Here is a 12,758-nt window from a genome sequence, read left to right on the forward strand (position 1 = left end):
GTAGCGACAGGACGACCAGACGGGGGGCCATCCTGGTGCTGCTGCTGCTCGTCGGCTGTGCCGAGGAGAGCATGGACGAGGCACCACTGCGCCCGGTACGCACGCTCAGCGTCGAGGTCGGCGGTGCCGAGGCCGAGCGCGAGTTGCCGGGTCGCCTGGAGGCGGCCGCCAACCGTCGCTTGAGCTTCCGGGTAGCGGGCCAGGTCGAGTCCTATCGCGTGGCGGTGGGCGAGGCGGTGGCCGCCGGCCAGCTCCTGGCCCGCCTCGAGGCCACCGACCTGCGCCTGCAGCGGGATCGTGCCCGCTCGGCGCTGGCCGGCGCCGAGGCAGCGGCCGCCAATGCCGAGGCCGAGTGGCAGCGGGCCCGAAGACTCTTCGAAGCCGGCAGCGCCCCGGCGCGTGACCTGGACGCCGCCCGGGCCCAGAGGGAGGCGGCTCGCGCCCAGCGCGACAGTGCGCGCGATGCCCTGGCCCTGGCCGAGCGTCAGCTGAGCTTTACGCGACTCGAGGCGCCCGGCGACTGCCGGGTGGCCACGCGGCTGGCGGAAGCCGGCGAGAACGTCGCGGCCGGTCGGCCGGTGCTGGTTCTGGCCTGTGGCGAGGATCTGGAGGTGCGCGCCGCGCTCCCCGAGGAGCTGCTGGGCGAACTTTCGGCCGGCGCGCCGGTGCGCGTGCATCTCCCCCTGGCGGGGCTCAGCGTTGCCGGGAAGGTGACCGAGATCGGCCTGCCGGTGGATCCGCGCCAGGCCACCTGGCCGCTGCGCGTGGCGCTCTCCGGCCTCTCGCCCGAGGAGCGGGCGCCGTTGCGGCCCGGCATGGCAGCGGAGCTCATGCTGCCGCTGGACGGCCCGGGCAGCGGTATCTGGGTGCCCATGGTGGCGGTGCAGCGTGACGCGCAAGGGCCTTATGTCTATGTGGCCGACATCGAGGCGTCGGTGTCGGAGCAGGGGGACGAGTGGCGGGAGGCGACCATCCGCCGCCGGGACGTGGTGCTTGGCGCCCAGCAGGGCGCGCGCATGCGAATCGACGCGGGCCTGGCCTCCGGCATGTCGCTGGTCATCGCCGGCATGAGCCGGCTTCACGACGGCCAGCGCGTGCGCGTGATGGACGAGCAACGGGAGGCGCAGCCGTGACGCTGACCGAGGCCGCGCTGCGCTATAACCGTATCACCATCGCCGGCCTGCTGATGGTGCTGCTCGGCGCGCTCTACAGCTACCTGACCATTTCCCGGGCCGAGGACCCCGCCGTGACGGTGCGGGTGGCCCAGATCGTTACCTATCTCCCCGGTGCCACCCCCGGACGTGTGGAGCAGTTGGCCACCAAGCCGCTCGAGGCCGCCGTCATGGAGATGCCCGAGCTCGACGTCGTGGAGAGCACCTCGCGCGCGGGCGTCTCGATCCTCCGTATGGAGTTGCGTCCCGAGGTCGAGGACATCCAGGCCAGCTGGGACAAGCTGCGCCGCAAGATCACCGACGCTCGCCGGGAATTGCCCGAGGAGGCGCTGCCGCCCATCGTCAACGACGAATTCGGCGATGTCTTCGGCATCATGCTGTCGCTGACCGGCGAGGGCTATGAGCAGGCGGAACTCAAGGAAGTGGCCGACGACGTGCACGACCGGCTGCTGCTGCTCGACGACGTGGCCAAGGTCACGCTTCATGGTCATGCCGAGGAGCGCATCTTCCTGGAGTACCGCGAGGCACGCCTGGCAGAGCTTGGTGTCTCTCCCCAGGGGCTGGCCCGGCTGCTGGCCGCTCGCAATATCGTGCTGCCCGGTGGGGCGATACGCAGCGACGACGAGCGACTGGTGGTCGAACCCACCGGCAATTTCACGCACATCGATGACATCCGCAATGCGCTGGTACCGCTCCCCGACGGCTCCCTGGTGCCGCTGGGCACGCTGCTCGAGGTGCGCCACGCCTATGCCGACCCGCCCACGACGCGCTACCACGGCAGCGGCCGCCAGGGAGTGGCGATTGCCGTGGCCATGCGTGAGGGCGGCAACATTCTTGATCTGGGCGAACAGGTAGAGTCGGTCATCACCCGCATGGCACAGACGCTGCCGGTCGGCCTGGAATTCGAGGTCCTGACCGACCAGCCGGGGCGGGTCGAGGCGCGGATCAACGAGTTCCTGATCAACCTGCTTCAGGCGGTGGTGCTCGTCTGCGTGGTGATGCTGCTGTTCCTGGGGCTTCGCACGGGGCTGATCGTCGCGAGCCTGGTGCCGATGACCATTCTCGCTTGCCTGGCCCTGATGGGACTGTTCGATATCGGTCTGCACCAGGTGTCACTCGGCGCGCTGATCATCTCCCTGGGCATGCTGGTCGACAACGCCATCGTCATGGTGGAGTCCACGCAGGTATCGGCCAGGGAGGGGCGCTCTGTCCGCGAGGCCGCCCTCGCCTCGGCCAGTGAGCTGCGCTTCCCCTTGCTTACCGCGTCGCTGACGACATCGGCGGCCTTTCTGCCCCAGTTCCTGGCCGTTTCCGACGTGGGCGAATATACCCGCTCGCTGTTCCAGGTGGTCACCATCACCTTGCTCGCGTCCTGGGTGCTGTCGCTGACCATGATGCCGCTGCTCTGCGTGGCCTTTCTCAAGGTCAAGCCTCCCTCGGCGGAGGGGCGGGAGGGCGAGGGCACACCCGAGGCGTCGACGGCGCAGCGGCCCGGGCTTGCCGAGCGGCTGGCGACGGCCATCTTTGACCACTATCAGCGCCTCCTGTTGGTGCTGCTGCGCCATCGCATCGTGACCCTGGTGGTCGTGGCAGCCCTCATGGGGGGCGCCTGGCTGGGGTTTGGCCAGCTGCCCAAGATCTTCTTCCCCCAGGCGGAGCGCACCCTCGTGACCGTGGAATTGCGCCTGCCGTACTCGGCGCCCATCGAGCGCACGCGTTCGGTGGTGGAGGAGATCGAGGCCTTCCTGGCGGGGGAGCTTGCCGCCGAGCGCGATGACGATGGTGAGTGGACCCGCGATGGCGTTGACCGCTGGGGCAGTTTCATCGGCTTCGGCGGTGAGCGCTATATCATCAACCATGCCCCGGAGCCGCCGAGCCCGGAGTATGCCTTCCTGCTGCTGCAGGCCAATCGCTGGCAGGCGGTGGACGAGGTCATCGAACGGCTGGATGCCTGGCTCGACAGGCGCTTCCCGGATCTGCACGCGAGCATCGAGTCGACGAGCTTTGGCCCGCCCGTGACCGTGCCGCTGTCGGTCAGGCTCTCCGGCAATGACGAGGGAGAACTGCGCGAGATTGCCGAGCGCGTGAGGCAGAAAGTGGCCGCGCTGCCCGGCACGCGCAATGTGCGCGACGACTGGGGGCCCTGGATCAAGCGCCTGCGCATCGACGTGGACCCGGCGCGCGCGCTGCGCGCCGGCGTCACCGAGCGTGATGTGGCGATCAGCCTGCAGACCGCTCTGTCGGGGATGCAGGTCGGCGTCTTCCGCGACGATGACACCCTGGTGCCGATCAAGCTGCGTAATCAGCATGGCGAACATCGCACCCCCGATGCCCTCGACGGGATCACGGTGCTGCCGGCCGAAGGGGGCCAGGGCGTGCCATTGGCCCAGGTCGCCGAGGTCGAGCTCGACTGGGGGCCGGCGCGTATCCTGCGTCGAGACCGCTTTCTCACCCTGTCCGTGGAGGCCGAACTGGCCGACGGCGTCACCGCCGCCGAGGTGGTGGCGACGCTTCGCCCCTGGTTGACGGAGCAGCAGGCGGACTGGCCGGAGGGGTCTTTCCATGAGTTCGGCGGCGAGGTGGAATCCTCGCGGATCGCCATGGAGTCGATTGCCGCCAAGCTGCCGATCGGGGCCACAGTGATCCTGCTGCTGCTGGTGGCGCAGTTCAACTCGCTGCGTCGGCCGCTGATCATTCTTGCCACCATCCCCATGGCGTTGATCGGCGTGGTGCTCGGATTGACCCTCACCGGCTCCTATTTCGGGATCATGACCTTCCTCGGCGTGGTCTCGCTCGCCGGCATCGTGATCAACAACGGTATCGTACTGATCGAGCGCATCGATCGGGAAGCGCGCGACGGCATGCGTCCTCAGCAGGCCATCCTCGAGGCGGGGCGTCGCCGCTTGCGCCCCGTGGCCATGTCGACCCTGACCACCAGTGGCGGACTGGTGCCGCTATGGTTGGGCGGCGGTTTACTGTGGGCCCCCATGGCGATCGCCATCATTTTCGGGCTGCTGGTCGCCTCTGTGCTGACCCTGTGTATCGTACCGGTGCTCTATTCCCTGCTGATGCGGGTGCCGTTCGACGAGGACGAAGCATCGCCGCAAGACGGTGAGTGTCCCGGCGACAGCGGGGCGTCGACTGTGTCAGGCTGAAGCCTTTGCCGCCTGAGGGCCTCGCCATGGAACATGTGGCCATCTTCATCGACGTCCAGAACGTCTACTACACCACCCGCGAGGCCTTCGGCCGGCACTTCGACTACAACGCCTTCTGGGCGCGCTTCGCGGCCGGTCGCGAGGTGGTGGTGGCCAATGCCTACGCGGTGGACCGCGGCGACCCCCGCCAGCGCCAGTTCCAGGCCATCCTGCGCGGCATCGGCTTCACCGTGAAACTCAAGCCCTACATCCAGCGCCGTGACGGCTCGGCCAAGGGCGACTGGGACGTGGGCATCGCCCTGGATGCCATGGAGTCCGCGCCGCTGGTCGACCGGGTGGTGCTGGTCTCGGGCGACGGCGACTTCGACCTGCTGGTCGAGCGGATGCGCGAGCGCCACGGGGTGGTGGTGGAGGTGGTCGGCGTGGAGCGGCTCACCGCCGATTCGCTGATCCGCGCGGCCAGCCACTTCGTGCCCATCGAGGGGGAGCTTCTGCTCTAGGACAGGGCTGCGCCAGGTGTGAGCGGCGGCGATAACCGGTACAATCGCGCCCCCTCTTCACGCACTGACCTGGACCCTTCATTGATCTCCACCGCCAATATCACCATGCAGTTCGGCGCCAAGCCGCTGTTCGAGAATGTCTCCATCAAGTTCGGCAACGGTCACCGCTACGGCCTGATCGGTGCCAACGGCTGCGGCAAGTCCACCTTCATGAAGATCCTCGGCGGTGACCTGGAGCCCTCATCGGGACAGGTGATGGTCGAGTCCGGGGCCCGGCTCGGCAAGCTGCGCCAGGACCAGTTCGCCTTCGAGGACGAGCGCGTCATCGACACCGTGATCATGGGCAACGCCGAGCTGTGGCAGGTGGCGGCCGAACGCGAGAGGATCTACTCGCTGCCCGAGATGAGCGAGGCGGACGGCATGGCCGTGGCCGACCTCGAGGTGCGCTTCGCCGAGTTCGACGGCTATACCGCCGAGTCCCGGGCCGGGGAGCTGCTGCTGGGGCTCGGCATCCCGCTGCACCAGCACACGGGCCCCATGAGCGAGATCGCCCCGGGCTGGAAGCTGCGCGTGCTGCTCGCCCAGGCGCTGTTCGCCGACCCCGACGTGCTGCTGCTCGACGAGCCCACCAACCACCTGGACATCAACACCATCCGCTGGTTGGAGGGGATGCTCACGGCGCGCAACAGCACCATGATCATCATTTCCCACGACCGCCACTTCCTCAACAGCGTCTGCACCCACATGGCGGACCTGGACTACGGCGAGATCACGCTGTTCCCCGGCAACTACGACGACTACATGACGGCCGCCACCGCCGTCCGCGAACGCCAGCACGCCGACAATGCCAAGAAGAAGGCGCAGATCGCCGAGCTGCAGGCCTTCGTCAGCCGCTTCTCGGCCAATGCCTCCAAGGCCAAGCAGGCGACCTCCCGGGCGCGACAGATCGACAAGATCAAGCTCGAGGACATCAAGCCCTCCAGCCGGGTCAGCCCCTTCATCCGCTTCGAGCAGGCCAGGAAGATCCACCGCAACGCGGTCAACGTCGAGGCGATCACCAAGGGGTTCGCCGAGGAGGCGCCGCTCTTCGAGCGCTTCTCGATGACCGTGGAAGCCGGCGAACGCATCGCCATCATCGGCCCCAACGGCATCGGCAAGACGACCCTGCTGCGCACCCTGGGCGGCGAGCTGCATCCCGATGCCGGTGCCGTGCGCTGGACCGACAGTGCCGAGCTCGGGGTCTTCGCCCAGGACCACGCCGACGACTTCGCCCTTGATGCCACACTCTTCGAGTGGATGGCCCAGTGGACGAAGGGCGGCGAGCAGGAGGTGCGCGGCGCGCTGGGCAGGATGCTCTTCTCCAGCGACGACATCGGCAAGTCGGTCAAGGTGATCTCCGGCGGCGAGCAGGGCCGCATGCTGTTCGGCAAGCTGGCCCTGACCCGGCCCAACGTGCTGCTGATGGACGAGCCCACCAACCACCTGGACATGGAGTCCATCGAGGCGCTCAACCTGGCCCTGGAGAACTACCCCGGCACCCTGATCTTCGTCAGCCACGACCGCGAGTTCGTCTCCTCCCTGGCGACCCGCATCCTGGACATGAGCGAGCAGGGGATCACCGACTTCAGCGGCAGCTACGACGACTACCTGCGCAGCCAGGGCCTGTTCGGCTGACGGCCGGGGCAGGGCCGCCATGCCTGGCCGCTAACGGAAGGCTCGTCTAGGGTGAAGAAGGCCGGCCGGCAATGGGGCGGGTCGGCCTGGACGCAAGGACGCCCATGCCCTGGATCAAGTTCCTCCACATCATGGCGCTCACCAGCTGGTGTGGTGCACTGCTCTATCTTCCGCTGCTGCTCGCCCTGTCGGCGCGCGGTCCAGCCGCCGCGACGCCCTTTGCAGCCGGTGCGCCCCCGATGCCGCGTTTCGTCTACAACAGCCTTGCCACACCCGCGGCCCTGCTGGCCATCGCCACCGGCACGTTGCTTTTCCTGATGCATGGCCTGGCCGGGGGCTGGCTGGTGCTCAAGCTGCTGGCAGTCGTCAGTATGGTGATGGCCCATGGCGCGAGTGGCTGGCTGATCCTGCGGCTCGAGCAGGGCGCCTTGCATGGCGTGGCGGCGGGGGCCATGGCGGCCCTGGCCCTGGCAGCGGTCAGCATGCTGGCGGTAATTGTCCTGGTGCTGACCAAGCCGGCATTGTGAAGGGCGCCGCCAACCAGGGAGGTGGACATGCCGAACCGCCAGTGTTCAGTCGTCGAGATCCACGCCCACCGCGTGTTCGTAGACGAGCTGTCCACCCAGCCAGCCCGCCAGGGCGATGAGGGCTGCCGTGGCCACCGAGAGCGTCAGGCCCCAGGGCAGCAGGGCCTGGTCGAGGAAGCGCCACAGCCAGTTGAGCGATGCCAGGGAGAGCATCGCCACGGCGACGATGGCGTGGCTCCAGGCGGTGATCAGCCGCCGGATCTGCTTGACCGTGACCAGATCGATGATCCCGGCGAGACTCGCCACCCAGCCGCCGAAGGCGCCCACACCAGCCAGCCACAGCGAGGCCCGTGCCCAGAAGGGATCGCCACTGTAGAGGTAGCCGAGGTCGCTGGCCACCAGTGCCATCAGGGCGGCCACCGGGAAATGGATCATCACCGGGTGAAGCGGGTGGCCGGCCAGGGCGGCCCGGCTATGGATCGAGGCGCGGATCAATCCGAGCTTTGCTCTGGGCATGGCACCTTCCTCGTCGGCCGTGGAACTCTGCCTGGCATTGAAGGCCGCCGCCGCATGGGGGTCAAGCCGGCGGTGCTGCTGCCGCTCCTGCTTGTCGGTTGCACGGGGGAGCATTCCATCCTCGACCCCGCGGGGCCGGCCGCGCGCGACGTGGCCTGGCTGTGGTGGGGCATGCTGTCGGCCTTCTCCCTGGTCTTCCTGGGCGTGGTGGGGGCATGGCTCGCCGCCTTCCGCCGTCGCGAGCACCCCGAGCGGTCGGCGTCAGAGGAGCGCCGGCTGGCGCTTCGCTGGATCCTCGGTGGCGGCATCCTGCTGCCCGGGGTGACGATCCTGCTGCTGCTCGCGTTCGGCGTACCGGCCGGGCAGCGCCTGCTGCCGCTGCCGCTGCCCGGCGGCGAATCCCCCCGGACGATCGAGGTGGTCGGCCACCAGTGGTGGTGGGAAGTGCGCTACCCCGATGAGGACGGCGAGGTGGTGACGGCCAACCAGCTGGCGATGCCCGCCGGCGAGCCGGTGGACTTCCACGTCACCGGCGGCGACGTGATTCACGCCTTCTGGGTGCCGCGCCTCGGCGGCAAGATCGACATGCTGCCGGGGCGGGTCAACCGCATTCGGCTGGAGGCCGACGAACCCGGCGTATTCGGCGCCCAGTGCGCCGAGTTCTGCGGGGCCCAGCATGCCCGCATGCGCCTCCACGTGGAAGCCATGGCGCCGGAGGCGTTCGAGGCCTGGCTGGCCGCGCGTCGCTCGCCGCCTGCCCAGGCCGAGGGCCATGACGCCGCCCGGGAGGCCTTCGTCGAGCACTGTGCCCGCTGTCACCGGGTCGAGGGGCTCTCCGATGGCCGCGAAGGGCCGGATCTTTCCGATATCGGCAGCCGCGCCACCCTGGGGGCCGGCGTCATGGCCATGGAGGAGGGTGCCATCGCGCGGTGGCTTGCCGAGCACCAGCGACTCAAGCCCGGCAACCACATGCCCGCCCATGACCAACTCGACACCGAGGCCCTCGAGGCGATCGGTGCCTGGCTGGAGACCCTGCGCCCATGAGCGAGACGCTTCCCGACACGTCCCCCGAGGCCCAGCGGCTGCACCGCGAGCTCGAGGCGGTATGGGGCAATCCCACAGGCTGGCGTGCCCTGACGGTGGTCAACCACAGCACCCTGGGGCTGCGCTTCATGGCCACGGGGCTGGTGTTCTTCCTGCTCGGCGGGGTGCTGGCGATGCTGGTGCGCGCCCAGCTGGCGCTACCCGACCACGACTTCATGTCGCCCGGGATCTACAGCCAGGTCACCACCATGCACGGCACGGTGATGATGTTCCTGTTCGCCATTCCCATGCTGGAGGGGCTGGCGATCTACCTGATTCCCAAGATGATCGGCGCCCGGGACCTGGTCTGCCCTCGGCTCACCGCCTTCGGCTACTGGTGCTACCTGTTCGGGGGCATCATCCTGTTTTCCAGTCTGCTGCTGGAGATGGCGCCGGACAGCGGCTGGTTCATGTACACCCCCTTGAGCAGCGGGGAGTACTCGCCGGGCCTGGGGTCGGACTTCTGGCTGCTGGGCATCACCTTCGTCGAGATCTCGGCGCTGTCGGCCGGGGTCGAGCTCACCGTATCGATCCTGCGTACCCGGGCGCCCGGCATGGCGCTGCACCGGATGCCGCTGTTCGCCTGGTACATCCTGGCCATGGCCCTGATGATCGTGGTGGGCTTCCCGCCGCTGATCCTGGGCAGTGTCCTGCTGGAACTTGAGCGTGCCACGGGCATGCCGTTCTTCGCGGTGGAGGGCGGCGGTGACCCGGTCCTCTGGCAGCACCTGTTCTGGCTGTTCGGCCACCCCGAGGTCTATATCATCTTCCTGCCCGCGGCGGGTATCGTCTCGACCCTGGTCCCGGTGTTCGCCGGACGTCCCATCGTCGGCTACGGCTGGGTGGTGGCGGCGATCCTCACCACCGGGTTCATCAGCTTCGGGCTCTGGGTCCACCACATGTTCACCGTGGGCATTCCCCAGCTGGCCCAGGCCTTCTTCTCGGCGGCCAGCATGCTGGTGGCGGTACCCACCGCCATCCAGGTGTTCGTATGGCTGGCCACACTGTGGCTGGGGCGGCCGCGCATGACCCTGCCGATGCTGTGGATCCTGGGCTTTCTGGTGATCTTCGTCTGCGGTGGCCTCACCGGGGTCATGCTGGCGCTGGTCCCCTTCAACTGGCAGGTCCACGACACCCACTTCGTGGTGGCCCATCTGCATTACGTGCTGGTGGGGGGCATGCTCTTCCCGCTGCTGGCGGGGCTCTACTACTGGCTGCCGCTGGTCTCCGGGCGCCTGCCCTCGGAGCGGCTGGGGCGGCTCGGCTTCTGGTTGACCTTTCTCGGCTTCAACCTGACCTTCCTGATCATGCACGTCACGGGACTGCTCGGCATGCCACGCCGGGTCTACACCTATGACGCCGGCCTGGGCTGGGAGCCCTACAACCTGGTCTCCTCGGTGGGCGGCTTCATGATGGCGGCGGGCATTGCCACGGTGCTGCTCGACCTGGCCCTGCACGCCCGCTTTGGCCGAGCGTCGCCGCGCAACCCCTGGGGCGCCGATACCCTCGAGTGGAGCCTGGCGATGCCGCCGGCCTCCTACAACTTCGCCAGCCTGCCGCGCGTCGAGAGCCGTCACCCGCTGTGGGACAACCCCGGGCTCGGCGGGGAGGTCGCCCGCGGCGAGCATGCCCTGGCGGGGGCTGCCCACGGTCGCCGCGAACTGATCGGCAGCGAGGCGCTGACCGGGCGGGTGCGCGAGATCATCCACCTGCCCACCAGCAGCTGGTGGCCATTGGCCGCCGCCCTGATGCTGGCGGTGGTCTGCATCAGCCTGTTGATGCGGCTCTATCCGCTAGCGCTCGCCGCCTTCACGGTGGCCGTCGTGCTGCTGCTGCGCTGGTCCTGGGAGAACGGGGGCCACCCGCTGGCGGCGCCCATGGGTCATGACGAGCCCGCGGACCCGCCACTGCATTCACGCACCCAGGATGGGCCGGGCCGCTGGACCATGGGGGTGGCGCTGCTCGCCGATGGCGCCTTCTTCCTCTCGCTGCTGTTCGGCTGGTTCTATCTCTGGAGCGTCTCGCCCGGTTGGCAGATGCCGGAGTCGTCGCCGCTCTCCCTGGCCCTGCTGCTGGCCGCCGGGTTGATGCTGGCCGTGGCGCTGGGCTGGCTGGAGCGCCGGCTGCGCGCCCTGGGCGCCGGTGAGGATGCGGGACTCGCGGCTGCCCTCTACGGCATCGCTGCCCTGGGCGGCCTGCACCTGCTGATGTTGATGGTGATGCTGTGGCAGGCAGAACTCGCTCCCACCGCCAGTGCCCATGATGCGGTGCTGCTGGTGGGCCTGCTCTACGTGCTGCTTCATGGCGGGTTGGCCTCCCTGCTCACCGTCCTCCAGGCACGTCGCGCAACGCTGGGCCATGTCAGCGCCCGGCTACCCTACGAGCCTCGGGTGGTGGCGCTGCTGTGGCGCTACCAGCTGGGCAGCTACTGGATCCTGGTGGTCGCCATCGGCCTGCTGCCACGACTGATCGGAGGGGGACCATGACCGTTCACGCTGCCTGGCGGAAGCCTGGCCACCCCATGCAGCTGCTGCTGGGGCTGACGATCTGGAGCCTCTGGTTCGTGACGCTCTATGGCGGGCTCTCGGTCGCCTGCGCCGTGGCACCACCGTCCCCGGACCAGGGCGCGCTGACCGCACTCAACCTCTGGCTGGGCCTGCTCACCCTGGTGACACTGGGAGTGCTGCTGTGGCTGGCGCGTTTCTGTCTGGCGGCGGTGCGCCGGGAGTCGGGCAGGGCCGCGCGTTTCATCGCGGCCGTGGCGGGCGGGTTGCATCTCTTTGCGGCCAGCGGGGTGGCCTTCGTGGGGCTGCCGCTGGTCGCGCTGCCTCCCTGCCTCTGACGGCCCGGGGGACGGCATGGTGCTCTCTACCGATTTCTCTGGCGACGCGGATATGGGGCACACGGAGACCGATGCCCCGGCCGAGGCGGAGGCGCTCTACTCCCTCGAGGGCATGTGGTGCACCGGCTGTGCCCTGGCCATCGAGCATCGCCTGGGTCGCCTGCCTGGCGTGACCCGGGTCGGGGTCGACTATGCCACCGCCACCCTGCTGGTGAGGGGGCGCCCCGATGCCCTGGATCGCGAGGCCCTGGCCCCGGCGGTGGTGCGGCTGGGCTATGGCCTCAGGAGTCTGGAGTCGGCCCCCGACGCCGAGGCGCGACTCGACGCCGAGAGTCGGCACCTGGCCGGGCGGCTGGCGGTGGCGGCGCTGTTCGGCATGTGGAGCCTGCTGGCGTCGCTGTTGATCTATGCCGGTGCCATGCCGGAACCCCATCTCGCACGCGTGCTGGCCTGGGTCTCGGGGGCCATGGCCCTGCCGGTGGTGCTCTATGCCGGCGTTCCCTTCTATCGGGCCGCCTGGCGGACCCTGTGGGCCGGGCGGCCCGGCATGGATGTGCTGGTGACGCTGGGGGTCGCCGCGGCCGTGGCGATCTCGCTGTGGCTGCTGGGGCGCAGTCGGGTGGAGGTCTACTTCGATACCGCCGTGATGCTGATCCTGTTGCTGCTGGTGGGGCGCTGGGTCGAGACCCTGGCGCGCTATCGCGGGCTGCGTGCGCTGGAAGGGTTGGTGGTGGCGTCGGATGAGGTCGCGGTGCTGCGCGAAGCGGGCGAGGTGAGCGTGCCCCTGGCCGAGGTGGCCCCGGGCGAGCGGATCCGCGTGGCCATGGACGAGACCGTGCCGCTGGATGGTGCGCTGCTCGATGGTGAAGCCTGGCTCGATCTCTCGCCACTGACCGGCGAGAGCCGGCCGCGTCGGCTGACTCGCGGCGATCCGGTGGCCGCGGGCAGCCGCAACCGTGGCGATGCCCTGGCCCTGGTGGTCACCGCCCGGGCCGGGGAGTGTCGCATGGATCGCCTCTATCGCCAGATGCAGCGCCTGCAGGCCACCAAGGGGCGCCTGCGGCTGGCCGCCGAGCGGTTTGCGGCCTGGCTCTCGCCCCTCGCCCTGGGCCTCTCGCTGGTCACCCTGGCGGGGCTGCTGCTGCTGGGTGTGGCCCCTGAGGAGGGCCTGGTCAAGGCGTTGTCGGTGCTGGTGGTGGCCTGTCCCTGTGCCGTGGGGCTGGCCGTGCCCCTCGCCAGCCTGGCCGGCAGCGCCCGGGCCCTGGAGCAGGGCGTGGTGTTCCGCGACC

The 12,758-nt window shown here is 69.2% G+C and carries 10 protein-coding genes; 9 read left to right on the forward strand and 1 reads right to left on the reverse strand.

Annotation, left to right across the window (positions count from 1 at the left end):
* The 5 genes from SCI24_RS18335 to SCI24_RS18355 form a co-directional block, all read left to right on the forward strand.
* Nucleotides 1-1,133 (forward strand): efflux RND transporter periplasmic adaptor subunit (locus tag SCI24_RS18335; RefSeq protein WP_318726748.1); only part of this gene is annotated, 1,133 nt, incomplete at its 5' end.
* A complete protein-coding gene (locus SCI24_RS18340; protein WP_318726749.1) occupies nucleotides 1,130-4,327 on the forward strand; it encodes an efflux RND transporter permease subunit in 3,198 nt (1,065 codons plus the stop codon). The genes SCI24_RS18335 and SCI24_RS18340, both read left to right, overlap by 4 nt.
* A gap of 26 nt (nucleotides 4,328-4,353) precedes the next feature.
* Nucleotides 4,354-4,827 carry an NYN domain-containing protein gene (locus SCI24_RS18345; RefSeq protein WP_318726750.1) on the forward strand — a complete coding sequence of 158 codons (474 nt, stop codon included), beginning with the start codon at nucleotides 4,354-4,356 and terminating at the stop codon, nucleotides 4,825-4,827.
* A gap of 81 nt (nucleotides 4,828-4,908) precedes the next feature.
* On the forward strand, nucleotides 4,909-6,501 hold the full coding sequence (locus tag SCI24_RS18350) for an ABC-F family ATPase (protein WP_318726751.1): 1,593 nt from the start codon (nucleotides 4,909-4,911) through the stop codon (nucleotides 6,499-6,501).
* A 104-nt stretch (nucleotides 6,502-6,605) separates the two neighbouring features.
* A complete protein-coding gene (locus SCI24_RS18355; RefSeq protein WP_318726752.1) occupies nucleotides 6,606-7,028 on the forward strand; it encodes a CopD family protein in 423 nt (140 codons plus the stop codon).
* A 45-nt stretch (nucleotides 7,029-7,073) separates the two neighbouring features.
* Here SCI24_RS18355 and SCI24_RS18360 read toward each other — a convergent pair whose 3' ends face one another.
* Nucleotides 7,074-7,544: a DUF2231 domain-containing protein gene (locus SCI24_RS18360; RefSeq protein ID WP_318726753.1), complete on the reverse strand. Its 471-nt coding sequence runs from the start codon at nucleotides 7,542-7,544 to the stop codon at nucleotides 7,074-7,076.
* Nucleotides 7,545-7,598: 54 nt separating this feature from the next.
* On the opposite strand from SCI24_RS18360, the gene coxB reads away from it, so the two are divergent.
* The 4 genes from coxB to SCI24_RS18380 form a co-directional block, all read left to right on the forward strand.
* The gene (gene coxB, locus SCI24_RS18365) at nucleotides 7,599-8,588 is read left to right on the forward strand and encodes a cytochrome c oxidase subunit II (RefSeq protein ID WP_318726754.1); all 990 of its coding nucleotides are present in this window, start codon (nucleotides 7,599-7,601) and stop codon (nucleotides 8,586-8,588) included.
* Nucleotides 8,585-11,113 (forward strand): cytochrome c oxidase subunit I, encoded by a 2,529-nt coding sequence (gene ctaD, locus SCI24_RS18370; protein WP_318726755.1) that lies wholly within the window; start codon nucleotides 8,585-8,587, stop codon nucleotides 11,111-11,113. The genes coxB and ctaD overlap by 4 nt, the downstream gene beginning before the upstream one ends.
* On the forward strand, nucleotides 11,110-11,469 hold the full coding sequence (locus tag SCI24_RS18375; RefSeq protein WP_318726756.1) for a hypothetical protein: 360 nt from the start codon (nucleotides 11,110-11,112) through the stop codon (nucleotides 11,467-11,469). The genes ctaD and SCI24_RS18375 overlap by 4 nt, the downstream gene beginning before the upstream one ends.
* 16 nt (nucleotides 11,470-11,485) lie before the next feature.
* Nucleotides 11,486-12,758, forward strand: a 1,273-nt coding sequence (locus SCI24_RS18380; RefSeq protein ID WP_318726757.1) for a heavy metal translocating P-type ATPase, incomplete at its 3' end; no start/stop codon positions are given.

Origin of the sequence: Halomonas sp. (assembly GCF_033549285.1) — a bacterium.
Classification (GTDB): domain Bacteria; phylum Pseudomonadota; class Gammaproteobacteria; order Pseudomonadales; family Halomonadaceae; genus Halomonas.